We start from the raw sequence: 22,381 nt of genomic DNA on the forward strand, positions 1-22,381 counted from the left end.
CGGTGGATCTGAGGGGACTCGAACCCCTGACCCCCTGCATGCCATGCAGGTGCGCTACCAGCTGCGCCACAGACCCGGGCTGACCTCCGTCTCCGGAGACAACTCACCTAGCTTACAACATGACGGAGGGGGTCACGATACGCCCGCTGCGCGGGCTACTCGACCAGCGGGGTTGGACCGGGTGCGACGATGGAGGCATGAGCGAACCCATCACGATCGCCGTCACGCGCCGCGTCGACCCGGAGCGGGCGGCGGAGGTCGCGGCGTGGGCCCGCGCGGGGCAGGACCTGCTGAGCGCGCGGCCCGGCTACCTCGGCTCGGGCTGGATCCGCCCCGACCCGGCCAGCCCCGAGTGGCACATGCTGTTCCGGTTCGCGGATGCCGCGAGCCTCGCCGCGTGGGAGGCCTCGCCCGAGCGCGCGTGGTGGGTGGGCTCGGCGCAGGGGCTCGTGGAGGACGCCCGCCACGAGCGTCGCACCGGCATCGAGGGCTGGTTCGACGAGCCCGCATCCGTCGAGGTGCTGCCGATCGCGCCGCCCGCTCCCCCGCGCTGGAAGCAGATGGTGGCGATCTTCATCGCCTTCTACCCGCTGAGTCTCGCCGCGAACGCGCTGTTCGGGTGGCTCATCCCGGGTTGGCCGCTGTGGCTGCGGGTGCTCGTCGCGGTGCTCGTGGTGACGCCGGTGATGACCTACGCGGCGCTGCCGCTCGTGACGCGGGCGCTGCGCCCGTGGCTCACTCGGCGGTGACGGAGGGCTCCTCGAGCTCGAGCGGGATGACGGGGCAGTCCTTCCAGAGGCGCTCGAGCGAGTAGAACAGGCGATCCTCCTCGTGGAACACGTGCACCACGAGGTCGCCGAAGTCGAGCAGCACCCAGCGGCCCTCGGTGCGTCCCTCGCGACGCAGCGTCTTCACGCCCGCGTCGTTCAGCACATCCTCGACCTCGGAGGCGATGGCGAGCACGTTGCGCTCGTTGTCGCCGGAGGCGAGCAGGAAGGCGTCGGTCAGCGGCAGCGGACCCGAGACGTCGAGTGCGACGAGGTCCTCGGCCTTCTTGGAGTCGGCGGCGCGGGCGGCGAGGCGCACGAGTTCGCGCGCGCGATCGGAGGCAGTCACAGAGGAGGGTTCTTCTTCCGGGTCACGGTCAGCCGAGCACGCCCGAGGTGAGCGCCACGACGAGCAGGGTCACGACGACCACCGCCATGCCGACGGCCGAGATGATGAGCGCGGTGAGCGCACGGTTGCCGCGCTTGGGCTTGATGGTGCCGATGAGCTCGCGCGAGGAGGTGTGGGTGCTGACGGCGCGGATGGCACGCACCGGCTGCGAGTCGGTCGCCGCCACCTGAACGTCGCCCGGGTCGAGCAGGTGGTCCAGGTCGGACTCGTCGAGCTGCGTCGGCAGGGCGCCCGTCGACGACAGGCTCGCGGGCAGCGAGATGGAGCCGGTGACGAGCACGTCGCCCGTGCTGGCGACGGGGCTCACGATGATGTCGGGGTTCGGGATCTCGTCGAGCACGAGGGCGTTGGCGGTCGCGGGTCCGGCTCCGACGCTGCGCGCGAGCGAGCCGGTGGCCGGCTGCGACTCGTCGTCGAGCTCCGCCTGCCGCGACCAGTGGTTGCGGGGACGCTCCCCCGCGAGCGGCGGCTGCGAGGTGGTGGTCGTCTCGGGGGTGGACTGCACGGGCGGCGCGGACGGCAGCGACACGGGCGACGCGGAGCCGAGCGGCGGGGCGCTCGAGGTCTCGACGGGCGTGGGCGCCGGAACGCCGAAGCTCGGCGGCGGCACGGTCGCCTGGGCGAAGGGGGTCGGCGGCTCGAGCCCGGCGGCGTACTGCGCGAAGCTCGGTGCGGCGATCGGCACCGAGGAGGTCGGCGGGAACGCGGGCGTGAACGGCGCGGCGGGCGGCGCCCCGAGCGGCGACGCGGAGGTGAGCGGGGCGACCGGCTCGGGCGTCGGGAAGACGGGCGCGGGCTGCGCGGCCGGGGCGGGAGGGGCCGTGTGCTGCACGGGCGGCGCGGACGGCTGCGGCGCGGGCACGACGGGCGAGACGCCGGTCTCGCTGCGGAACAAGGCCTCGAAGTCGGCGAGCGCATCCGTGTGCGGGTCGGCGGGCTCGATGAGCGGCGGCGGCACGTACTCGACCTGCTCGGCGACCACCACGGGACCGGAGGGGGCGTCGTCGTCGACCGTCTCGCCGACCAGGATGTCGTCAAAGCTCGGCGGCACGGAGGTCTGCGAGGCGGCCGGCGTGAACGCCGCGAGCCACTCGGGGGCCGCCGCGGGCGGCACCGACGCGACCGGGGGCGCGGAGGCGACCGGGGGCGCCGAAGCCACGGGCGGGGCCGACGCGACCGGCGGGGCCGACGCGACCGGCGGGGCCGAAGCGACCGGCGGGGCCGAAGCGACCGGCGGGGCCGAGAGCACCGGGGGCGCCGACTCGACGGGCGCCGCGGACACCACGCCCGCCTCGCGCTCCTGGGCCTCGCGCAGGGCGCGCAGCTCGCGACGGCTCAGCGCACCCTCGACGCGCGGCGCCTCGGAGCTCGGCACCTCCGACACGGGCGCCTGCGAGGCGAACCCCTCGTACGCGGGCGGCTCCTGCACCGGCAGCGGCTGCGAAGCCGTCACGGGCACCTCGGCGCGGCCCTGCGTGCGGTAGTCCAGGTCGGCGCTCTCGGTCGGAGGCTGCTGCCACGTGGCACGGGCGGCACGCCGCCCCTCGGGGCTGAAGTCGCGGTACCGGAAGCCCTGCTCGGCATCCGCCGCATCCGCCCCCCGCGGCTCCTCGGGCGCCTCACCCGCGGACGCGCCGAGCGGAGCGTCGTACTGCGGCAGCGGGGCCCGCCCCTGCGTCACGTAGCTGAGCGGCTCGGGCGTCGTACCCGGATACTGCGGGCCGGCCGAACCGGTCGCCGCCGCCTCGGCGGCACCCTCGGCGTTCGCCGCGGCGCGCGCGGCCTCGGCCTCGCGCTCCCGGATCGCACGCCGGGAGAGCGGCTGATCCTGGAAAGTCGTCATGTCGCACTCCGATAGAGGTGGTGCTTGGAGATGTACTGCACAACACCATCGGGAACCAAGTACCACACCGGGAAGCCCCGGCCGACTCGCTCACGGCACTCCGTCGAGGAGATGGCCAGAGCGGGCACTTCCAGCGAGCTTACGCCAGCCTCCGGCAATCCGCGAATGTCGAGGGCGTGCCCCGGGCGCGACACCGCGACGAAGTGCGCGAGCTCCCACAGCTCGTCGACGTCCTTCCACTGCACGATCTGCGCGACCGCGTCGGCACCCGTGATGAAGAAGAGTTCCGCATCCGGACGCTGCTCCCGCAGGTCGCGCAGCGTGTCGATCGTGTAGGTGGGGCCGTCGCGGTCGATGTCGACCCGGCTCACCGTGAAACGGGGGTTGGATGCCGTGGCGACCACCGACATGAGGTAGCGGTGCTCGGCGGGGCTCACCCCCGACTTCATCCAGGGTTGGCCGGTCGGCACGAACACGACCTCGTCGAGGTTGAAGGTCTGCTGCACCTCGCTCGCGGCCACCAGGTGGCCGTGGTGGATGGGGTCGAAGGTGCCGCCCATGACGCCGACCCTCGGCCGGCGCGCGGCTCCCTCGCTCACGTGGGCGAGCCTAGTGGTTGGCGCCGCTCGGGCTGTGGCTCTGGTGGCCGTGGTCGTGCGGGTTCTGACCGGCGGTCTTCTCGCTGTGGCGGTTCGCGACATCGCGGTAGCTCCACGTGACGAACGCGAGCACGATGAAGATCGCTGCCGCGATCGCGGCGAACACCCAGGGCTCGGCGATGAGCGGCGCGGGCTCCTCGTGGATCTCGGCGAGCAGGGTGCTGAGCATGCTGTCCTCTTTCGGATGCGGGTCGCAGCCAGTCTAGCCGCGCGCGCCCGTCAGCCTCGAACCTGGCCCTCGCCCCGCACGATCCACTTCGTGCTGGTGAGCTCGGGCAGACCCATCGGGCCGCGCGCGTGCAGCTTCTGCGTCGAGATGCCGACCTCCGCGCCGAAGCCGAACTCGCCGCCGTCGGTGAAACGCGTCGACGCGTTCACCATGACGACCGCCGAGTCCACCTCGGCGAGGAAGCGGTTCGCGGTGGCCATGTCGTTGGTGACGATCGACTCCGTGTGGTGCGTCGAGTAGTGGCGGATGTGGTCGATCGCCTCGTCGAGGCCGTCGACGACCTTGACCGAGAGGTCGAGGCTCATGTGCTCGGTCGCCCAGTCGTCGTCGGTCACCGGCACGGCATCCGGGAAGAGTTCGCGCGTGCGCGCGTCGCCGTGGATGGTGACGCCGTTGTCGCGGAGCGCCGCGAGCACGGGCGGCAGCAGGCGCTCGGCGGCGTCGGTGTCGACGAGGAGCGTCTCGAGCGCGTTGCAGACGCTCGGGCGCTGCACCTTCGAGTTGACGGCGATCTCGGAGGCCATGTCCGCATCCGCGGTGCGGTCGAGGAACAGGTGCACGACGCCCGCGCCCGTCTCGATGACGGGCACCTTGGATTCGCGCACGACCGTGTCGATGAGCTGAGCCGAGCCGCGCGGGATGAGCACGTCGACCTGGCCGCGCGCCTGCATGAGCTGAGTCGCGCCCTCGCGACCGAACTCGTCGATCGTCTGCACGGCATCCGCCGGGAGACCGACGGAGGCGAGTGCGCCCTGGATGAGCTCGACGAGCACCCGGTTGGTGTTCTCGGCGGCGCTGCCGCCGCGCAGCACGACGGCGTTGCCCGACTTGAGGGCGAGCGCGGCGATGTCGATCGTGACGTTGGGGCGGGCCTCGTAGATGGCGCCGACGACGCCGAACGGCACGCGCACCTGGGTGAGCTGCAGGCCGTTCGGCAGGGTGGAGCCGCGGAGCACGGTGCCGATCGGGTCGGGCAGCGCGACGATGTCGCGGGTGGCGGCGGCGAGCCCGGCGAGGCGCGACTCGTCGAGCCGCAGCCGGTCCTGCAGGCCCTGCGTCATCCCGTTCTCGCGGCCGTTCGCGAGGTCGAGTTCGTTGGCGGGCAGGATGCGCTCGGCCCCCGCCTCCACGGCCTTCGCGATCGCCTCGAGCCCCGCGTTCTTCTGCGCGGTCGACGCCTGCGCGAGCGCGATCGAGGCCGTGCGCGCGGCCGTCAGCTTCTCGTCGAGCGTGGGCGCGGTGAGCAATTCCGACATGCCGCGAGTCTAGTTCTGTCAAACGCTGCAGCGCCTGGCCTGCCGCGCCAGGCATCCCTGCAGCGCACCGCCGAAACCTGCAGCGCATCCGGTCCCGTCGGCGCCGCTCGCGCCGCGACGACGGGACGGATGGGTGAACGCTGCAGCGTTTGACCGACATGCCCACATCGAGGTCCGCACCGCGGCCGCTGCCGACGCGCTACAGGAATGTGCCCGGGGCGCCAGAAATCACCTGCGCGGGAGGCCAAACGCTGCAGCGTTTGACACAGGGGCCGTCAGGGGCGGGGGGCGAACCAGGTGCCGGTGGGCTCGCCCGCGAGGGCGGCGGCGACATTCGCGGTGGAGGCGAGCAGCACGGCGGTGCCGGAGGCGGCGGCGAGCTTCGCGGCCGCGATCTTGGTGCCCGCTCCCCCGGTTCCGACGCCGGCCGCGCCGATGTCGCCGATCTCGACACCCGCGAGGTCGTCGTCGAACGGCACGAGCTCGATGGCGCGCGCGCCCGGCTCGTGCGGCGGGCGCGTGTAGAGCGCGTCGACGTCCGAGAGCAGCACGAGCAGCTCGGCGCCGATCAGCTCCGAGACGAGGGCCGCGAGGCGGTCGTTGTCGCCGAAGCGGATCTCGTGGGTGGCGACCGTGTCGTTCTCGTTGACGATCGGCAGGATGCGCAGGTCGATGAGGCGCTCCATGGCACGCTGCGCGTTGCCGCGGTGCGTCGGGTTCTCGAGGTCGCCCGCCGTCAGCAGCACCTGCGCGGCGACGATCGCGTAGCGGCGCAGCGACTCCTGGTAGCGGTAGATGAGCACGTTCTGCCCGACCGCGGCGGCGGCCTGCTGGGTGGCGAGGTCGGTGGGGCGCGCGTCGAGCTGCAGGTAGGGCATGCCCGTGGCGATGGCGCCCGACGACACGAGGATCACCTCGGCGCCGCGCGCGTGCGCCGCCGAGAGGGCGTCGACGAGGGGCTCGATCTGGCCCACGTTGGGCCCCGAGATCGACGAGGAGCCCACCTTCACCACGATGCGCTTCGCCTCGGTGACCGCCGCGCGCAGGCTCATCCCTCGTCCTCTTCCCCGGTCCCGAAGCCCTCGTCGTCCGACCACAGGCCCGCCTCGCGCTCGGCGTCGAGCTCCGCGCGCGCGGCGGCCTTGGCATCCATCCGCTCGTGGTAGCGCTCGCGGCGCTCCGCGCGCGTGGCGCGCTGGTTGTCGTCGAGGCGCGCGTCGGTACCGCGCGGGCTCGTGATGAGCTCGGCGGCGGAGGTGAGGGTCGGCTCCCAGTCGAACACCATGTCGCCGATGACGACCGTCGAGCCGGGCACCGCGCCCTGCGCGAAGAGCTCCTCCTCGACGCCCAGCTTCGCGAGCCGGTCGGCGAGGAAGCCCACCGCCTCGTCGTTGGCGAAGTCGGTCTGCTGCACCCAGCGCTCGGGCTTCGCGCCCGTCACGTGGTACTCGGGCTCGGTGCCGCCGTGCAGGGTGACCGTGAAGTCGACCGCGTCGACCGCGCGCGGGCGGATGACGATGCGCTGCGGCGGCGGGGCGGCCGCCTTGTCCTTCCGGTCGGCCTCGACGAGCTCGGCGAGCGCGTACGACAGCTGCCGCAGGCCCTCATGGCTCACCGCCGACACCTCGAACACGCGGTAGCCGCGCTGCTCGAGCTCGGGGCGCACGAAGTCGGCGAGCTCCTTGCCGTCGGGCACGTCGACCTTGTTGAGCGCGACGAGCTGCGGACGCTCGAGCAGCGGCGTCTGCCCCTCGGGCACCGGATACGCGGCGAGCTCGCCGAGGATCACGTCGAGGTCGCTGATCGGGTCGCGCCCGGGCTCAAGGGTCGCGCAGTCGAGCACGTGCAGCAGCGCCGAGCAGCGCTCGACGTGGCGCAGGAACTCGAGGCCGAGGCCCTTGCCCTCGCTCGCGCCCTCGATGAGGCCCGGCACGTCCGCGATCGTGTACCGCACCTCGCCCGCCTCGACGACGCCGAGGTTCGGGTGCAGGGTCGTGAACGGGTAGTCGGCGATCTTCGGCTTCGCGGCCGAGAGCGCGGCGATGAGGCTCGACTTGCCGGCGCTCGGGTAGCCGACGAGCGCGACATCCGCGACCGTCTTGAGCTCGAGCAGCACGTCGCCCTCGAAACCGGTGGTGCCGAGCAGCGCGAAACCGGGCGCCTTGCGCTTCGTGGTGGCGAGCGCCGCGTTGCCGAGACCGCCGCGACCGCCCTCGGCGACGACCACCCGCATCCCGGCGTCGACGAGGTCGGCGAGCTGCTCGCCGTCGGCGGAGGTGACGACCGTGCCGACCGGCACCGGCAGCACGAGCTCCTCGCCCTGGTAGCCCGAGCGGTGGTCGCCCATGCCGGGCCCGCCGTTGCCGCTCGAGCGGTGCGGGGCGCGGTGGTAGTTCAGCAGGGTGGTGACCTGCGGGTCGGCGACGAGCACGATGTCGCCGCCGTTGCCGCCGTTGCCGCCGTCGGGGCCGGCCAGCGGCTTGAACTTCTCGCGGCGCACCGACACGCAGCCGTTGCCGCCGTGCCCGGAGCGCAGGTGCAGCGTCACCCGGTCGACGAAGCTCGCCATCCGCTGCTCCTTCAGTTCTCGATGCGGGCCGGAGCCCGGGACAAACGACGAAGGGCGAGCCGCAGCCCGCCCTTCGCGAAGATGATGTCGCCCGGGCGACTACGCCGGGGTGACGATGTTGACGACCTTGCGGCCGCCCTTGGTGCCGAACTCGACGGCGCCCGCCTCGAGGGCGAACAGTGTGTCGTCGCCACCGCGGCCGACGTTCACGCCGGGGTGGAAGTGGGTGCCGCGCTGGCGGACGAGGATCTCGCCGGCCTTCACGACCTGGCCGCCGAACCGCTTCACGCCGAGGTACTGCGCGTTCGAGTCACGACCGTTGCGGGTGGACGATGCGCCCTTCTTGTGTGCCATGTCTTCAGCCCCTGCTTACTTGATGCCGGTGATCTTGACGCGGGTGAGCTCCGAGCGGTGGCCCTGGCGCTTCTTGTACCCGGTCTTGTTCTTGAACTTCTGGATGACGATCTTCGGGCCGCGCTCGTGGCCGATGACCTCGGCGGTCACCTTGACCTTGGCGAGGGCCTTCTCGTCGTGCGTGATCGTGTCACCGTCGACGAAGAGAACGGGGGTGAGCTCGACCTTGCCACCGGCCTCGGCCTGAAGGCGGTCGAGCACGACGACCGTGCCCACCTCGACCTTCTCCTGCCGACCACCGGCGCGCACAACTGCGTAAACCACGTGAGTTCCTTACGTATGGATGGAAGTCTGTTGCGGCGACGGGCCGGGGCCCGCTCCGCAGGGCGTCAGAATGCGGGCGAAGCCCTGCAGACACCAAGGATCAAGAATAGCCGACGCGGGCGCATCCGGCAAACGCGCTCAGGAGCGCGGCACGCGGCGCACGACCCACAGCGCGAGCACCACGAGCATGACGAGCGGCGCGCTCGCCAGCAGCTCGGGAACGAGGGACGCGAAGGGGTTGAAACCGCCGTAGTACCGCACGTCGCCGAGGCTCCAGATGCCGGTCGAGACGAGCGCCACCACGAAGCTCACGACGGTCGACAGCAGCACCCCGGCGGCCGCGGCGGCGAGCCCCTTGCCGAGCACGACGAGCACGCGATCCCCCTGGCGGGCGGGCAGCAACCACAGCAGCAGGAACACGCCCGCCGAGAAGGCGACCACGTCGACGAGCACGCCGTTCACGAACGGCAACACGACGCCCACGAGGTAGTCCTGGTCGCCGAGCCAGACGAGCGACTGCGCGAGCGACGCGAGACGCTGCAGCAGGGCCACCCCCGCGACGATCGCCGCCGCGAGCAGCGCCGGACGCGGATCCCGGCGCGGTACGAGGGTCGTCGGGCGCGCGGAGTCGTGGTGCGTCATGGCTGCGAGCCTACGAGCGGATGCCGTGGCCGCCTAGGATCGCGGCATGCCTGTCCTCATCGACGAGGCGATCTGGCCCAACCACGGCACCGTGTGGGGGCACCTGGTCTCCGACACCTCGCTCGAGGAGCTGCACGCCTTCGCGCGCCGCGCCGGCATCCCGGAGCGCGGCTTCGACCACGACCACTACGACTACCCCGCCGCACGCCGTGACGAGCTCATCGCGCTCGGCGCGGAGCCCGTCACGGGGCGCGAACTGCTGCGCCGCCTGCAGGCCTCCGGCCTGCGCGTGCGCCAGCGCGACAAGCGCGGCTGAGCCGCGCGCCGCATCCGGAGCGCGCGGGCGTCCGGGCGTTCCCATCTCAAGGAGTTCGGGAACCCGTTTCAAGGAGGTGGTGTGACTCCTGTCGCCTCCCGTGGCGGATGTGGCCTATGGGAGGCCGGACTCCTTGAGATGGGAAGGCTGAGGTGGGGTGCGGAGTGCGGGGTGCGGAGGCGCGGCTGAGCCTGCTCAGCCGGCGGTGGTGTCGGGGGAACCGGCGGAGGAGGAGGCGCGGCGCGAGCGACGCGAGCGGCCGCGGCCGGGGGCCGCGGGCTCGGGCAGCGAGGCGAGCACGGGGCCGAGCACGGCATCCGGGTCAACCGCGGGGCGCTCGACGCGCACCGGCTCGATCGGGATGTCGAGGATCTCGACGGGGGCGGCCGCGACCGCCTCCGCCACCTGCTCGGCGGCCGGCTCGGCGTGCTCGTCGTGGTGCACGGTCTTCGCCGCGATCTTGGCGAGCGCGTTGCGCACGTCGTCGGTGATCTCGTGGGTGCCGCCGCCCGCGGGCTTCGCCGCCGGGGTGCCCCCGTTGCCGTTCCCGTTGCCGCCTCCGCCGCCGTTGCCCCCGCGACCGCGACGGCTGCGCGAGGAACCGGCGCTCGGCTCGGGCTGGGCGCCGCGGTGCTTGAAGACCGGGTCGTGGTGCACGATGAGGCCGCGGCCCGCGCACACCTCGCAGGTCTCCGAGAACGACTCGAGCAGGCCCAGGCCCAGCTTCTTGCGGGTCATCTGCACGAGACCGAGGGAGGTGACCTCGGCCACCTGGTGCTTGGTGCGGTCGCGCGACAGGCACTCGACGAGCCGGCGCAGCACGAGGTCGCGGTTGGACTCGAGCACCATGTCGATGAAGTCGACGACGATGATGCCGCCGATGTCGCGCAGCCGCAGCTGGCGCACGATCTCCTCCGCCGCCTCGAGGTTGTTCTTGGTGACGGTCTCCTCGAGGTTGCCGCCGGACCCCACGAACTTGCCCGTGTTGACGTCGACGACCGTCATCGCCTCGGTGCGGTCGATGACGAGCGAGCCGCCCGAGGGCAGCCAGACCTTGCGCTCGAGCGCCTTCTCGATCTGCTCGGTGATGCGGTGCTTGTCGAAGCTGTCGACCTCGTCCTCGTAGCGCTCGACGCGGTCGAGCAGATCGGGTGCGACGGCGGCGAGGTACTTCTCGATCGTGCCCTGCGCGTCGTCGCCCGCGATGATGAGCTTCTGGAAGTCCTCGTTGAAGACGTCGCGCACGATCTTGAGCAGCAGGTCGGGCTCGGAGTGCAGCAGCGCGGGCGCCTGCTGGGTCTCCACGGCACGCTCGATCTCGGCCCACTGCGAGGTCAGCCGCTGCACGTCGAGCGTCAGCTGCTCCTCGGTGGCGCCCTCGGCGGCGGTGCGCACGATGACGCCCGCGTCATCCGGCAGCACCTCCTTGAGGATCTTCTTGAGGCGCGCGCGCTCGGTGTCGGGGAGCTTGCGGCTGATGCCGTTCATGGATCCGCCGGGCACGTACACGAGGTAGCGGCCGGGGAGGCTCACCTGGCTCGTGAGGCGGGCGCCCTTGTGGCCGACCGGGTCCTTGGTGACCTGCACGAGCACACGGTCGCCGGGCTTGAGGGCGAGCTCGATCTTGCGCGCCTGGTTCTTCTCGCGGCCCGCCTCCTCGGCGGCGGCCGCGGCGGCCTCCCAGTCGACCTCGCCCGAGTAGAGCACGGCGTTGCGGCCGCGGCCGATGTCGACGAAGGCGGCCTCCATCGAGGGCAGCACGTTCTGCACGCGCCCCAGGTAGACGTTGCCGATGAGGCTCGCGTCGGCGGCACGGGCGACGTAGTGCTCGACGAGCACGCCGTCCTCGAGCACGCCGATCTGGATGCGGCCGAACTTCGAGCGCACCACCATGACGCGGTCGACCGACTCGCGGCGGGCGAGGAACTCGGCCTCGGTGATGACGGGGCGGCGGCGGCCGGCGTCGCGGCCGTCGCGGCGGCGCTGCTTCTTGGCCTCGAGGCGCGTGGAGCCCTTGACACGCTGCGGCTCGGTGATGGGGGCGGGCGCCTGGCGGGGCTGGCGCACCCGGACGGTCGTGCCGGGGGCGTCCTCGCCCTCGCGGGGCGCGTCGCCCGCACGACGGCGGCTGCGACGGCGCGAGGAGCTCGTGCCGGCGGCGGCGGGCTCGTCCTCGGGGGCGCTCGTCGGCGCGGCGGCGCCGGGGGGCGGAGGCGGGGGCGCCTGGAACAGCAGCGCGAACGGCGAGGCGGGCTCCTCGGCGGCGGGCTCGGCGTCCGCTTCGGGCGCGAGCTCGGCATCCGCCGCGGGCTCCGCCTTCTTCTTCGCGCGGCTGCGGGCCGGCTTCTTCGCCTTCGGCGCCTCGGCCGCGGGCTGCTGCTCGGCGTCCGGGGCGTTCACCGGGTCGGTCTCGGGTACGTCGTTCTCCACCATCTCTGGTGCACTCCTCGCCCGGGGCGGCCGCGCCGGCCTCCGGGTACTCTCCTGCGGTCCCGCGTGATGCGGAACGCCAATCCTGTTCATGGTCCGCGACCTCGCAAGGCGGTCGGTCGCGTTCGCCCTCTCACGGCGTGGGCTCTGTCACAGCCCGGGTCCGGCGGACCCGCGGAACTGGCTATCCGTCTGGATGCGTTTCCCGACGCGGCGGGAGGAGCACCTCTCGGCCCGGTGAAGCCCGGTCAAGCTTGTTGTGGGCCGCCCGTGGGGGCGACTGTCACGATTATCGCACGAGGATGCCGTTCGCGGCATTTCCTCACCCTCGGCGTGGGAGGATCGCGCCATGACCGACGTCGCCCACCCCGACACCGACTACGACGACGAGCTCGACGACGAGGAGTTCGACGAGCTCGAGGTTCCGGAGCCCCGCACCTCGGACCGCACGCCGTGGGTGTTCGCCATCTGGCTCATCCTGGCGGGCATCGTCGGCGAGATCGCGGCGGCCGCGCTCACGATCGAGAAGATCCACGCGCTGCAGACCCCCGGCTCGGTCGCGAGCTGCGACTTCAACGCCTTCGTGCAGTGCACGAAGAATCTCGACTCCTGGCAGGGCAGCGTGTTCGGCTTCCCGAACCCGATCATCGGCCTCATCTGCTGGATGGCGCCCATCGTCGTCGGCGTCTCGGTGCTCGCGGGCGCCCGGTTCCCGCGCTGGTACTGGACCGTGTTCAACATCGGCGTGCTCGGCGCGGTCGTCTTCGTGATCTGGCTCGCCGCGCAGTCGATCTTCGCCTCGAACCTGCGCACCCTCTGCCCCTACTGCGTGCTCACCTGGTCGGTCACCTACCCGACCTTCCTCGCGGTGACGTTCCGCAACCTCGCGGCGGGCGTCTTCGGGGCCCGGGGCGTGACGGTCGGCCGCGCGCTGCTGCCCTGGGTCGCCCCGATCAGCATCGTCATCATGCTCGTGATCTTCGGCATCGCGCAGACCCAGCTGCCCGTCGTGCAGAGCATCATCCAGATCTTCTCCTGAGCCCCCGGTAGACTCCAGGCACCCGTTCCCAGCGTTCTCCGATCCCCACCGAAGCAGGATTTCACCCGTGACCAACGCGCCCAAGCCGACCAAGAACCAGCGCCGCGAGGAGGCCCGCGAGGCAGCCCGCGCGGCCCGCGAGAAGCAGCTCAAGCGTCAGAAGACGCTCAAGTGGCTCATCCCGACGGTGGCGTCCGTCGCGATCCTCGCCGTCGTCGCCGGGGTCGTCTGGGCCGTCATCGCCTTCCAGCCGGCGCCCAAGCAGGAGGCCGGCCCGCTCAACATGATCAGCGACGGCATCCTCTTCGAGACGGATGGCGCGGGCGGCGTGCAGCACGTCGAGACGAAGGCGATCGCGAAGGGCACCGACCCGATCGCGACGACGCCGCGCGACGACGCGCTCAACATCGTCATGTACGTCGACTTCTCCTGCCCGGTCTGCAAGGCCTTCGAGGGCGCCAACGCCGACTACATCCAGTCGCTCGTCGCCGACGGCTCGGCCACCCTCGAGGTGCACCCGATCTCGATCCTCGACTACCGCGGCTACACGACCGACTTCGCGACCCGCGCCAACAACGCGGGCGCGTGCGTCGCGAACTACGCGCCCGAGTCGTTCCTCGACGTCATGGCCGCCATGTACGAGCAGCAGCCGTCCGAGGGCGGACCGGGTCTCGGCAACTCGGCGATCGTCGATGTGGTGAAGAGCGCGGGCCTCGACGACGAGGACGTCAACAGCTGCATCCGCGGCGTGAGCTTCGAGCCCTGGGTGAGCGCGGCGACCGACCGCGCCCTCGCCGGGCCGCTGCCGAACACCGAGCTCGCCAACGTGAGCGGCACGCCGACGATCCTCATCGACGGCCAGCAGTACACGCCGACCACCTCGTGGGACAGCGCCGAGGAGTTCCAGGCGTTCGTCTACGCGATCTCGCAGGCCGCCTGAGCGGCCCCGGTCACGCGTCGATGAGCAGGCGGTCCGCGAGGGCCGCCTGCTCCGTCTCGCGGATGCCGAGTCCCTCCGCGAAGTAGGCCTCGATGCCGCCGAACTCGGCCCGCATGACGCGGAACGCCTCGTCGAGGTAGCTGCGGTCGACGCCGAGCACCGGGATCAGCAGTTCGCGCGGGGCGCCGTGCGCGGCGAACCGCTGGAACAGCGGCTCGAGCGCGGGCAGCAGCTGCTCGTTGGTGAGCAGGTACTCCCGGTAGACGTCGTCCTCCGAGACGCCGAGCAGGGTGAGCAGCGCGGCGGTCGCCCAGCCGGTGCGGTCCTTGCCGGTCGTGCAGTGGTAGAGCACGGGCACGTCGACCCCGTCGAGCAGCAGCCGGTAGAAGGCCCCGAGCCCCGCGCGGGCGCTCGGCAGCGTGATGAACTCGCGGTACGCGGAGCGCATCGCGTCGTCGGCTCGACCGCTCGCGAGGAAGGCGATCGCCTGCGCGGGGTCGCGGAAGAACGCCTGCATCTGGGCGGGCGCCGCGACCTGGGAGTCGGCGAGCACGTCCTCGACCATCGCGCGCACGCCCGCGAGGGCGCGGTCGGGCTGGTTCACGCGCTCGGTCTCGGTGCGGAAGTCGACGACGCAGCGGATGCCGTAGCCGGCGAGCGTCGCGGCATCCGCGTCGTCCAGCCGGTCGAGCGCCGTCGAGCGGAACAGCAGGCCCGTGCGCACCCGGCGGCCGCCGGCGGCGACCCAGCCGCCCGCGTCGCGGAGGTTCGGCAGCGTCGCGAGCGCGATGTGTGCGCCGGGTGCCGCCGTCATCCGCGCGCCGGGAACCAGAGCGCGAGCTCGCGCGCGGCCGACTCGGGCGCGTCGGAGCCGTGCACGAGGTTCTGCTGCACCTTGAGACCCCAGTCGCGCGCGAGGTCGCCGCGGATGGTGCCGGGGGCCGCGCTCGTCGGGTCGGTCGTGCCGGCGAGGGCGCGGAAGCCCTCGATGACCCGGTTCCCGGCGACGCGCATCGCGACGACGGGGCCCGACTCCATGAACTCGACGAGCGGCTCGTAGAACGGCTTGCCCTCGTGCTCGGCGTAGTGGGCGGCGAGCAGCTCACGGTCGGCCTGCAGCAGGCGGATGTCGACGAGCTGGTAGCCCTTCGCCTCGATGCGGCGCAGGATCTCGCCCGTGAGGTTGCGGGCCACCCCGTCGGGCTTGACGATGACGAGGGTCTCTTCCACGGCGGTCACGATGCGTCTCCTTCGGTGTGTGCGGCGGCCTCGGCCTCCGCTTCGGCGTGGGCGGCCAGCCAGGCCGCCTTGCGGGTGTCGATCTGGCGGCCGCGCACGTAGCAGTACACCCACATGGCGGCGAAGCCGGAGCCGACGAGGAACATGGCGGGCTCGACGACGCCCGTCGCGATGATGACGAGCTGCAGGGCCCCGCCCGTCCAGACCCCCCAGCTCCAGCGCTGCAGGCCCGCGACGATCGCGAGCACGAGCATGAGGATGCCGCCGTAGACGAGCGCCGACCAGTCGGGGTCGAGGCGGTCGAGGCCGAACACCACGAGCGAGGCGAAGAACAGCATGATCGCCTCGAGCACGAGCACGATCGACAGCAGCGTCTCGACGAGCGAGCGCTCGCGACGCACCCGCGTGCGGGGCGCACGCGGGGCGGCGGTCACTTCCAGCCCCCGTCGCGGGCGAGCGCGATGACGTCGCCGACGAGGGTGATCGAGCCGGTCACGACGACGGCGCGGCGGGGCGACTCCGACGCCCACACCCGGGCGGCCTCGACGGCGTCCGCGAGCTCGTGGTGCACGAACACGGCATCCGGTTCGACGTCGTCGCGCACGAGCTCGGCGAGCTCCTCGGCGTCGACCGCCCGGTCGGAGCTCGACTGCGTGACGTCGACGCGGCTCGCCGTGGCGGCGAGCTCGGCGACGATCCCGTGGGCGTCCTTGTCGGCGAGCACGCCGAGCACGAAGCCGAACTCGTCGAAGTCGAAGTACTCCTGCAGGGCCGCCGCGAGCGCGGCCGCGCCGTGCGGGTTGTGCGCGGCGTCCACGAGCACGGTCGGCTCGACGCCGACGAGCTGCAGGCGCCCGGGCGAGGCGACCTGCCCGAAGCCCTCGGCCACGACATCCGGATCGAGTGCGACGGTGCCGTCGCCGAGGAACGACTCGACGGCGGCGACCGCGACGGCCGCGTTCTGCGCCTGGTGGTCGCCGTAGAGCGGCAGGAAGACGCTCGTGTAGCGGCCCGCGCGACCGCGGATGTCGACGAGCTGCCCGCCGACGGCGACCGTCGTGGACTCGAGGGCGAAGTCGACGCGCTCGATCTCGAGCGTCGCCTCGTCGATCGCGGCGGCGGCGCGCAGCTCGTCGAGCGCCTCGATCGGCTGGATCGCGGTGACGACGGTCGCGGCGGGCTTGATGATGCCCGCCTTGGTGCGCGCGATCTCGGCGACGGTCGAGCCGAGTCGCTGGGTGTGGTCGAGCGCGATGGGCGTGAACACGGCCACCTGCCCGTCGGCGACGTTCGTCGAGTCCCACTCGCCGCCCATTCCGACCTCGAGCACGACGACGTCGACGGGCGCGTCGGCGAAGCTCGCGAAGGCGAGCACCGTGAGCGCCTCGAAGAAGGTCAGCGTCTCCTCGCCGTCCGCGGCGAGCTCGGCGTCGACCATGAGCAGGTACGGGCGGATGTCGTCCCAGTTGCGCGCGAAGGCCTCGTCCGAGATCGGCACGCCGTCGATCATGATGCGCTCGGTGACGCGCTCGAGGTGCGGGCTCGTGAGCAGGCCCGTGCGCAGACCCGTGGCGCGCAGCAGCGACTCGATCATGCGGCTCGTGGAGGTCTTGCCGTTGGTGCCCGTGACGTGCACGACGGGCGCCGCCCGGTGCACGTCGCCGAGCAGCTCGACGGCGCGGCGCGTCGGCTCGAGGCGCGGCTGCGGCGCCACCTCGCCCACGCGTCCGAGCAGTTCGGCGTAGGCGGCATCCGCCGCGGCCCGGAACTCGGCGGCCTCGAGCTCGTCGTAGGCGTCCGGATCGTCTGCGCTCATGCGCGCACCACCTCGATCGTCACGGCGGAGGCGTCGCCGACCGGCGTCGCTCCCCCCTCAGCCTCACGGGTCACGACGCTCGTGGCAAGGGTCTCGCCCGCGATGAGCCCGCGGTGCGCCTCGACCGCGGCCACCGCATCCGCGTCGCCCGCGAGGGTCAGCAGGATGCGGTCGCTCACCTCGAAGCCGGCGTCCTTGCGGGCCTGCTGCACGGCGCGCACGACGTCGCGCGCGAGGCCCTCGGCGGCGAGCTCGGCGGTGACGTGCGTGTCGAGCACGACGAAGCCGCCCGCGGGCAGGAACGCGATCGCGCTCTCCGGGTCGGCCACGGTCAGTTCGAGCTCGTACTCGCCGGCGAGCAGGTCGACCCCGCCCGCGGTGACCCGCTCGCCGTCGACCGACCAGTCGCCCGACTTCGCGGCCTGGATGACGCGCTGCACCTCCTTGCCGAGGCGCGGCCCGAGGGCGCGCGCGTTGACGGAGAGCCGCCGCTCGATGCCGAAGTCGGCGAGGCTCGACTCGACGAGCGGCGCGAGCGCCACGGCCTTCACGTTGAGCTCCTCGCGCAGGATGTCGGCGAAGCCGTCGAGGCCCGCGGCATCCGTCGCGACGAACGTGAGCCCCGCGAGCGGCAGGCGCACGCGCAGCCCGCGCGCCTTGCGCAGCGCGAGTCCCGAGGAGGCGATCTCGCGCACGCGGTCCATCGAGCGCACGAGCTCGGTGTCGACCGGGAACTCGGCGGCGCTCGGCCAGTCCGTCAGGTGCACGCTCCGGCCGCCGGTGAGCCCGCGCCAGATCTCCTCCGAGACGAGCGGCAGCAGGGGCGCGGCGAGGCGGGTGACCGTCTCGAGCACCGTGTAGAGCGTGTCGAAGGCGTCGCGGTCGTCGCCCACCCAGAAGCGCTCGCGGCTGCGCCGCACGTACCAGTTGGTGAGCACGTCGGCGAAGTCGCGCAGCGCCGCGCTCGCGAGCGGGGTGTCGAAGTCGTCGAGCTGCGCAGTCACCGTCTGCACGAGCTCGCGCGTCTTGGCGAGCAGGTAGCGGTCGAGCGGATGCGCGGAGTCGGTGCGCCACCCGGCCTCGTAACCGGCCGTGTTCGCGTAGAGGGTGAAGAAGTAGTAGCTCGACCACAGCGGCAGCATGAGCTCGCGCACGCCCTGGCGGATGCCCTCCTCGGTGACGATGAGGTTGCCGCCGCGGATGACGGAGCTCGCCAGCAGGAACCAGCGCATGGCATCCGCACCGTCGCGGTCGAAGACCTCTGAGACGTCGGGGTAGTTGCGCAGCGACTTCGACATCTTCTGCCCGTCGGAGCCGAGCACGATGCCGTGGCTCAGCACGTTCTTGTAGGCCGGGCGGTCGAACAGGGCCGTCGACAGCACGTGCATCATGTAGAACCAGCCGCGCGTCTGCCCGATGTACTCGACGATGAAGTCGGCCGGGTTGTGGGTGTCGAACCACTCGCGGTTCTCGAACGGGTAGTGCACCTGCGCGAACGGCATCGACCCGGAGTCGAACCACACGTCGAGCACGTCCTCGATGCGGCGCATGACGCTGCGGCCGGTCGGGTCGTCGGGGTTCGCGCGGGTGAGCTCGTCGATGTAGGGGCGGTGCAGGTTGGGCTCGCCGTTCTCGTCGAGCGGCAGCCGGCCGAAGTCGCGCTCGAGCTCCGCGAGCGAACCGTAGACGTCGACGCGCGGGTAGGCGGGGTCGTCCGACTTCCACACCGGGATGGGGCTGCCGAAGTAGCGGTTGCGGCTGATCGACCAGTCGCGCGCGTTCGCGAGCCACTTGCCGAACTGGCCGTCCTTGACGTTCTCGGGCACCCAGTTGATGCGCTGGTTGAGCTCGCCCATCCGGTCGCGGAACTCGGGCACCCGCACGAACCAGCTCGAGACGGCCTTGTAGATGAGCGGATTGCGGCAGCGCCAGCAGTGCGGGTAGCTGTGCTCGTAGCTCTTGAGCTGGAGGAGCCGGCCGTTCTCGCGCAGCAGCTGCACGAGCGGCTTGTTCGCCTCGTCCCAGCGCAGCCCCGCGACCTCGGCGACCTCGGGCAGGAAGCGCCCGCCGTCGTCGAGCGACAGCACGACGGGGATGCCGGCCGCGGCGCAGGTGAGCTGGTCGTCCTCGCCGTAGGCGGGCGCCTGGTGCACGATGCCCGTGCCCTCGCCCGTGGCGACGTAGTCGGCGACGAGGATGCGGAACGCATCCGGGCCGTAGGCGTCCGCGTAGTGGTCCCACAGCCGGTCGTACTGCACGCCCTCGAGCTCGGCGCCCGTGAGGGTGCGCTCGACCTCGTGCTCGCCGAGCTCCTTCGCGTAGGCGCCGATCGTGTCGGCGGCGAGCAGGTATTTCGTGCCGTCACCGGTGCGCACGACGGCGTACTCGATCGCGGGGCCCACGGCGAGCGCGGCGTTCGTCGGCAGCGTCCACGGGGTCGTCGTCCAGGCCAGGGCGTTCACGGCGGTAAGGCCGAGCGCCTCCGCCTTCTCGCCGACGAGCGGGAAGGTCACCGTGACCGACTGGTCCTGGCGCATCTTGTAGACGTCGTCGTCCATGCGCAGCTCGTGGTTGCTGAGCGGCGTCTCGTCGTTCCAGCAGTACGGCAGCACGCGGAAGCCCTCGTAGGCGAGGCCCTTCGCGTGGAGCTCGGAGAAGGCCCAGATGACCGACTCCATGAAGCTCACGTCGAGGGTCTTGTAGGCGTGGTCGAAGTCGACCCAGCGCGCCTGCCGGGTGACGTAGTCCTCCCACTCCTGCGTGTAGTGCAGCACCGAGGCGCGCGCCTTCGCGTTGAAGGCGCCGATCCCCATCTGCTCGATCTCGGCCTTGGTCGTGATGCCGAGCTGGCGCATCGCCTCGAGCTCGGCGGGCAGGCCGTGGGTGTCCCAGCCGAAGCGGCGGTGCACCTGCTTGCCGCGCATCGTCTGGTAGCGCGGGAAGACGTCCTTCGCGTACCCGGTGAGCAGGTGGCCGTAGTGCGGCAGGCCGTTGGCGAACGGCGGGCCGTCGTAGAACACCCACTCGGGGGCGCCCTCGCGCTCGTCGATGGACGCCTGGAAGGTGCCGTCGGCCTTCCAGAAGGCGAGGATGCCGCCCTCGATCTCGGGGAAGCGCGGCGACGCGGGGACGCCGTCTGCGTCGCTGTGGCGGGGGTAGCTCATCCGGTCCGTCCGTATGTCGTGGGCTGCTGCTCTCACGAGGACGACGGATGCCGCGGTACCACCTCGCTTGCCGACCCGGGGGTCGACCGCTCGTTGCACGCGATGACGGGCGCACCCGCTCGGTTCTAGTGCCGTCCGGGGACGGGTTCTTCCGAGGACTCCCCGGTGATGGCCGGATCGCAGTCTGTACGGCGATTCTAGCGCGCGATGCCGGCGTACGCCGCGAGCAGGGCGGCCCCGGTCTCGGCGTCGTCGACGGTCACGACGAACCGCCGGCCGTCGCGCCGGGTGACCTGGATCGCCTCGCCGGATCGCGAGACCACGCCGAAGCCGCCGCCGGGCGCCCAGCGCCAGCCCCATCCGCCGAAGTCGGAGAGCGGCTCGACGTGTCCCGTCGTGACGGCGGCGACCTCGTCGACCGGGATGCGGACGCGCGGCCAGCCGAACGGCGCCGACCGCACCGTGAGCCCGCCGGCGTCGACACGCGCGCGCCACACCGTGCCGATCGCGCACATCGCGAGGAGCAGCACGGGCACGGCGACGAGCGGCCAGACGAGACCGTCGGAGAGCACGATCGCGAAGACCGTCACGGCGATCGTGAAGCCGATCGCGGCCGCGATCGTGACGGTCGCACCGGTCGAGAGCCGGGTCGTCGCGATCCAGACGCTGCGCTCGCCCGGCACGAGCGGCAGCGGCTCCGCGGGCGTGGCGTCGGCATCCCGGCGCACCGCCTTCGGCAGCGCGAACCAGGCGGCGACCGCGACGAGCAGCGCACCGCCGAGTGCGACGCCGAGCCAGCCGCCGAGCTGCGGCGCGTCGCGGGCGTCGTCGAGGCCGCGCTGCACGCCGAGCGAGGCGGTCACGGCGATGCCGATGAAGACCGCGACGGACAGCGACAGCACCGCGAGCAGCTTGTGGGTCGCGGTGGGCGCGGGTCCGCGGCCGAGCGCGAGGAAGGCCGCGAACATGGCCGTGAGGCCGAGCGCCAGGCCCGCGGTGAGCGCGATCGTCGACCAGGCGGGGCCGAAGCCGTCCGGCCCGTCGGCACCCCAGTGGACGGCGATCGGGTCGGGCAGCGAGGGCAGCCAGGCGAACTGCACGGCCACGAAGGCGGCCGAGACGATGAGCGGCAGCACGACGGCCACCATCCAGACCGCGAGCGGTTGGCGGGTACGGGTGGGGGCGGCGGTCGTCATGCGGGGTACTCCTCACGGATCAGGGAGACGAGGGTCGGGAGCGCGACGCCTTCGCGACGCGCGGCGGCGACGAGCTCGCGCACGGCATCCGCGAGCGCTCCCCCGCGGGTGGCGGCGTCGGTGAGCACGGCGCCGCGGCCGCGACGGAGGTCGACGAGCCCCTCGTCGCGCAGCTGCTGGTAGGCGCGCAGCACGGTGTGGATGTTGACGTCGAGCGCGTCGGCGAGCTCGCGGGCCGCGGGCAGTCGGTCGCCGGGGTGCAGCACGCCGCGGCTCGCGTCGGAGCGCACGGATGCCGCGATCTGGTCGTAGATCGCGACACCGGAGGCGGGGTCGACGCGGATGAGCACACCCACATCCTATTGTTCTAGTTCTACTATCACAACTAACTCCGCGAAAGTACGCACTTTTGGGTCGATTCCTGGCCCGATCACCCCAAAAGTCCGTACTCTCACGGGTGTGAGCGACGACACCCCCACGCAGCGCTACCCCGAGGGCTTCCCTCCACCCGGCGGCGGCTCCGACCTCCCCACCGAGCGCTTCACGCCCGCGGCGAGCCTGCCGCCCGAGACCGGCGCGACGGCGCCCGCCCCGACGGCGACCGGTGGGCCGGAGCCGCAGAAGAGCCAGAAGGGCCTCATCATCACCCTCGCCGTGATCGGCGGCGTGCTGCTGCTCACGATCGTCGGGCTGCTGCTGTGGATCGCGCTCGGCGGGCGCGGCGCGACGCCGGCCCCCACCGACACGCCCACCCCCTCCCCCACGCCGACCCCCACGCCGACCGAGACCGAATCCCCCACCCCGACGCCCACGCCCACCGAGACGGAGGCGCCCCCGCCGCCGCCGCCCGAGCCGGAGGACGTCATCACGAGCTTCACCTCCTCGAGCGCCACCGTCGACTGCACGGCATCCGGCGGCGACCCCGTGCCCGTCACCTTCAGCTGGGCGACGACCGGCGAGACCCTGTGGTTCGGCATCGGCACCGACGACGCGCGCAGCGACCCGTACGGCGAGTTCCCGCTCAACTACACGACCGACATCGACTACCAGTGCGGGCAGCCCGGCGCCCAGCAGCGCTACACCATCACCGTGCTGCGCGCCGACGGCAGCACCCAGTCGGAGACGATCATCATCCGCGAGAGCTGACCGGTAGAATCGGGGCAACCCACACTCAGGCACCCCTGGACGC

General features: G+C 72.2%; 23 protein-coding genes and 1 tRNA gene. 5 read left to right on the forward strand and 19 right to left on the reverse strand.

Annotated elements, in window-relative coordinates; translation table 11 throughout:
- Window positions 1–3: 3 nt before the first annotated feature.
- Window positions 4–76, reverse strand: a tRNA-Ala gene (locus D7I47_RS00885).
- A gap of 121 nt (window positions 77–197) precedes the next feature.
- Here D7I47_RS00885 and D7I47_RS00890 point away from each other — a divergent pair.
- On the forward strand, window positions 198–749 hold the full coding sequence (locus D7I47_RS00890) for an antibiotic biosynthesis monooxygenase (RefSeq protein WP_120761300.1): 552 nt from the start codon (window positions 198–200) through the stop codon (window positions 747–749).
- Here the strand turns inward: D7I47_RS00890 and rsfS are convergent.
- The 10 genes from rsfS to D7I47_RS00940 form a co-directional block, all read right to left on the reverse strand.
- Window positions 736–1,116, reverse strand: a complete 381-nt coding sequence (rsfS, locus tag D7I47_RS00895) for a ribosome silencing factor (RefSeq protein ID WP_120761301.1) — start codon at window positions 1,114–1,116, stop codon at window positions 736–738. The two genes, D7I47_RS00890 and rsfS, sit on opposite strands and share 14 nt — an antisense overlap.
- A 28-nt stretch (window positions 1,117–1,144) precedes the next feature.
- Entirely contained in the window at window positions 1,145–3,019 is a 1,875-nt protein-coding gene (locus tag D7I47_RS00900) for a hypothetical protein (RefSeq protein ID WP_120761302.1), read from the reverse strand.
- A complete protein-coding gene (gene nadD, locus D7I47_RS00905; RefSeq protein WP_264371306.1) occupies window positions 3,016–3,579 on the reverse strand; it encodes a nicotinate-nucleotide adenylyltransferase in 564 nt (187 codons plus the stop codon). Before nadD ends, D7I47_RS00900 begins: the two co-directional genes overlap by 4 nt.
- 49 nt (window positions 3,580–3,628) lie before the next feature.
- The gene (locus tag D7I47_RS00910) at window positions 3,629–3,847 is read right to left on the reverse strand and encodes a hypothetical protein (protein ID WP_120761304.1); all 219 of its coding nucleotides are present in this window, start codon (window positions 3,845–3,847) and stop codon (window positions 3,629–3,631) included.
- Window positions 3,848–3,897: 50 nt separating this feature from the next.
- Entirely contained in the window at window positions 3,898–5,163 is a 1,266-nt protein-coding gene (locus D7I47_RS00915; RefSeq protein ID WP_120761305.1) for a glutamate-5-semialdehyde dehydrogenase, read from the reverse strand.
- Between the two features lie 275 nt (window positions 5,164–5,438).
- Window positions 5,439–6,215: a glutamate 5-kinase gene (gene proB, locus D7I47_RS00920; RefSeq protein ID WP_120761306.1), complete on the reverse strand. Its 777-nt coding sequence runs from the start codon at window positions 6,213–6,215 to the stop codon at window positions 5,439–5,441.
- On the reverse strand, window positions 6,212–7,732 hold the full coding sequence (gene obgE, locus D7I47_RS00925; RefSeq protein WP_120761307.1) for a GTPase ObgE: 1,521 nt from the start codon (window positions 7,730–7,732) through the stop codon (window positions 6,212–6,214). The genes proB and obgE overlap by 4 nt, the downstream gene beginning before the upstream one ends.
- 99 nt (window positions 7,733–7,831) lie before the next feature.
- On the reverse strand, window positions 7,832–8,086 hold the full coding sequence (gene rpmA, locus D7I47_RS00930; RefSeq protein ID WP_120761308.1) for a 50S ribosomal protein L27: 255 nt from the start codon (window positions 8,084–8,086) through the stop codon (window positions 7,832–7,834).
- A gap of 15 nt (window positions 8,087–8,101) precedes the next feature.
- Entirely contained in the window at window positions 8,102–8,410 is a 309-nt protein-coding gene (rplU, locus tag D7I47_RS00935) for a 50S ribosomal protein L21 (protein WP_120761309.1), read from the reverse strand.
- Between the two features lie 138 nt (window positions 8,411–8,548).
- Window positions 8,549–9,052 carry a hypothetical protein gene (locus D7I47_RS00940; protein ID WP_120761310.1) on the reverse strand — a complete coding sequence of 168 codons (504 nt, stop codon included), beginning with the start codon at window positions 9,050–9,052 and terminating at the stop codon, window positions 8,549–8,551.
- 46 nt (window positions 9,053–9,098) lie between these two features.
- Here D7I47_RS00940 and D7I47_RS00945 point away from each other — a divergent pair, with 46 nt between their 5' ends.
- A complete protein-coding gene (locus D7I47_RS00945) occupies window positions 9,099–9,368 on the forward strand; it encodes a DUF4031 domain-containing protein (protein ID WP_120761311.1) in 270 nt (89 codons plus the stop codon).
- Between the two features lie 195 nt (window positions 9,369–9,563).
- On the opposite strand, the gene D7I47_RS00950 is transcribed toward D7I47_RS00945, so the two are convergent.
- A complete protein-coding gene (locus tag D7I47_RS00950; RefSeq protein ID WP_405083444.1) occupies window positions 9,564–11,891 on the reverse strand; it encodes an Rne/Rng family ribonuclease in 2,328 nt (775 codons plus the stop codon).
- A 256-nt stretch (window positions 11,892–12,147) separates the two neighbouring features.
- On the opposite strand from D7I47_RS00950, the gene D7I47_RS00955 reads away from it, so the two are divergent.
- Entirely contained in the window at window positions 12,148–12,837 is a 690-nt protein-coding gene (locus D7I47_RS00955; protein WP_120761312.1) for a vitamin K epoxide reductase family protein, read from the forward strand.
- Window positions 12,838–12,904: 67 nt separating this feature from the next.
- Window positions 12,905–13,777, forward strand: a complete 873-nt coding sequence (locus D7I47_RS00960) for a DsbA family protein (protein WP_120761313.1) — start codon at window positions 12,905–12,907, stop codon at window positions 13,775–13,777.
- A 10-nt stretch (window positions 13,778–13,787) separates the two neighbouring features.
- Here the strand turns inward: D7I47_RS00960 and D7I47_RS00965 are convergent, their stop codons facing one another.
- From D7I47_RS00965 to D7I47_RS00995, 7 genes are all read right to left on the reverse strand, one after another.
- Complete coding sequence (locus tag D7I47_RS00965) at window positions 13,788–14,591, reverse strand: tyrosine-protein phosphatase (protein WP_120761314.1); 804 nt, start codon at window positions 14,589–14,591, stop codon at window positions 13,788–13,790.
- Window positions 14,588–15,019 (reverse strand): nucleoside-diphosphate kinase, encoded by a 432-nt coding sequence (gene ndk, locus D7I47_RS00970; RefSeq protein ID WP_120763748.1) that lies wholly within the window; start codon window positions 15,017–15,019, stop codon window positions 14,588–14,590. Before ndk ends, D7I47_RS00965 begins: the two co-directional genes overlap by 4 nt.
- Complete coding sequence (locus tag D7I47_RS00975; protein ID WP_120761315.1) at window positions 15,013–15,450, reverse strand: DUF4233 domain-containing protein; 438 nt, start codon at window positions 15,448–15,450, stop codon at window positions 15,013–15,015. The genes ndk and D7I47_RS00975 overlap by 7 nt, the downstream gene beginning before the upstream one ends.
- The gene (locus D7I47_RS00980) at window positions 15,447–16,832 is read right to left on the reverse strand and encodes a bifunctional folylpolyglutamate synthase/dihydrofolate synthase (protein WP_120761316.1); all 1,386 of its coding nucleotides are present in this window, start codon (window positions 16,830–16,832) and stop codon (window positions 15,447–15,449) included. The genes D7I47_RS00975 and D7I47_RS00980 overlap by 4 nt, the downstream gene beginning before the upstream one ends.
- On the reverse strand, window positions 16,829–19,996 hold the full coding sequence (gene ileS / locus D7I47_RS00985; RefSeq protein ID WP_120761317.1) for an isoleucine--tRNA ligase: 3,168 nt from the start codon (window positions 19,994–19,996) through the stop codon (window positions 16,829–16,831). The genes D7I47_RS00980 and ileS overlap by 4 nt, the downstream gene beginning before the upstream one ends.
- Window positions 19,997–20,193: 197 nt before the next feature.
- Complete coding sequence (locus tag D7I47_RS00990; RefSeq protein ID WP_120761318.1) at window positions 20,194–21,192, reverse strand: DUF1648 domain-containing protein; 999 nt, start codon at window positions 21,190–21,192, stop codon at window positions 20,194–20,196.
- Window positions 21,189–21,542 (reverse strand): GntR family transcriptional regulator, encoded by a 354-nt coding sequence (locus tag D7I47_RS00995; RefSeq protein WP_120761319.1) that lies wholly within the window; start codon window positions 21,540–21,542, stop codon window positions 21,189–21,191. The genes D7I47_RS00990 and D7I47_RS00995 overlap by 4 nt, the downstream gene beginning before the upstream one ends.
- A 109-nt stretch (window positions 21,543–21,651) precedes the next feature.
- Here D7I47_RS00995 and D7I47_RS14660 point away from each other — a divergent pair, with 109 nt between their 5' ends.
- Window positions 21,652–22,338, forward strand: a complete 687-nt coding sequence (locus D7I47_RS14660) for a hypothetical protein (protein WP_157981551.1) — start codon at window positions 21,652–21,654, stop codon at window positions 22,336–22,338.
- The last annotated feature ends 43 nt before the right edge of the window (window positions 22,339–22,381 follow it).

The sequence above is a fragment of the Protaetiibacter intestinalis genome, from assembly GCF_003627075.1.
Taxonomy (GTDB): domain Bacteria; phylum Actinomycetota; class Actinomycetes; order Actinomycetales; family Microbacteriaceae; genus Homoserinibacter; species Homoserinibacter intestinalis.

What these genes read in the sequence shown, in the direction of transcription:
- D7I47_RS00945 (WP_120761311.1), top strand. Translation starts at nt 9,099, where the DNA reads ATGCCTGTCCTCATCGACGAGGCGATCTGGCCCAACCACGGCACCGTG.
- D7I47_RS00915 (WP_120761305.1), bottom strand. Translation starts at nt 5,163, where the DNA reads ATGTCGGAATTGCTCACCGCGCCCACGCTCGACGAGAAGCTGACGGCC.
- D7I47_RS00940 (WP_120761310.1), bottom strand. Translation starts at nt 9,052, where the DNA reads ATGACGCACCACGACTCCGCGCGCCCGACGACCCTCGTACCGCGCCGG.
- D7I47_RS00980 (WP_120761316.1), bottom strand. Translation starts at nt 16,832, where the DNA reads ATGAGCGCAGACGATCCGGACGCCTACGACGAGCTCGAGGCCGCCGAG.
- D7I47_RS00965 (WP_120761314.1), bottom strand. Translation starts at nt 14,591, where the DNA reads ATGACGGCGGCACCCGGCGCACACATCGCGCTCGCGACGCTGCCGAAC.
- ileS (WP_120761317.1), bottom strand. Translation starts at nt 19,996, where the DNA reads ATGAGCTACCCCCGCCACAGCGACGCAGACGGCGTCCCCGCGTCGCCG.
- obgE (WP_120761307.1), bottom strand. Translation starts at nt 7,732, where the DNA reads ATGGCGAGCTTCGTCGACCGGGTGACGCTGCACCTGCGCTCCGGGCAC.
- proB (WP_120761306.1), bottom strand. Translation starts at nt 6,215, where the DNA reads ATGAGCCTGCGCGCGGCGGTCACCGAGGCGAAGCGCATCGTGGTGAAG.
- D7I47_RS00890 (WP_120761300.1), top strand. Translation starts at nt 198, where the DNA reads ATGAGCGAACCCATCACGATCGCCGTCACGCGCCGCGTCGACCCGGAG.
- D7I47_RS00910 (WP_120761304.1), bottom strand. Translation starts at nt 3,847, where the DNA reads ATGCTCAGCACCCTGCTCGCCGAGATCCACGAGGAGCCCGCGCCGCTC.
- D7I47_RS00990 (WP_120761318.1), bottom strand. Translation starts at nt 21,192, where the DNA reads ATGACGACCGCCGCCCCCACCCGTACCCGCCAACCGCTCGCGGTCTGG.
- D7I47_RS00900 (WP_120761302.1), bottom strand. Translation starts at nt 3,019, where the DNA reads ATGACGACTTTCCAGGATCAGCCGCTCTCCCGGCGTGCGATCCGGGAG.
- D7I47_RS00950 (WP_405083444.1), bottom strand. Translation starts at nt 11,891, where the DNA reads ATGAACAGGATTGGCGTTCCGCATCACGCGGGACCGCAGGAGAGTACC.
- D7I47_RS00955 (WP_120761312.1), top strand. Translation starts at nt 12,148, where the DNA reads ATGACCGACGTCGCCCACCCCGACACCGACTACGACGACGAGCTCGAC.
- nadD (WP_264371306.1), bottom strand. Translation starts at nt 3,579, where the DNA reads ATGGGCGGCACCTTCGACCCCATCCACCACGGCCACCTGGTGGCCGCG.
- rpmA (WP_120761308.1), bottom strand. Translation starts at nt 8,086, where the DNA reads ATGGCACACAAGAAGGGCGCATCGTCCACCCGCAACGGTCGTGACTCG.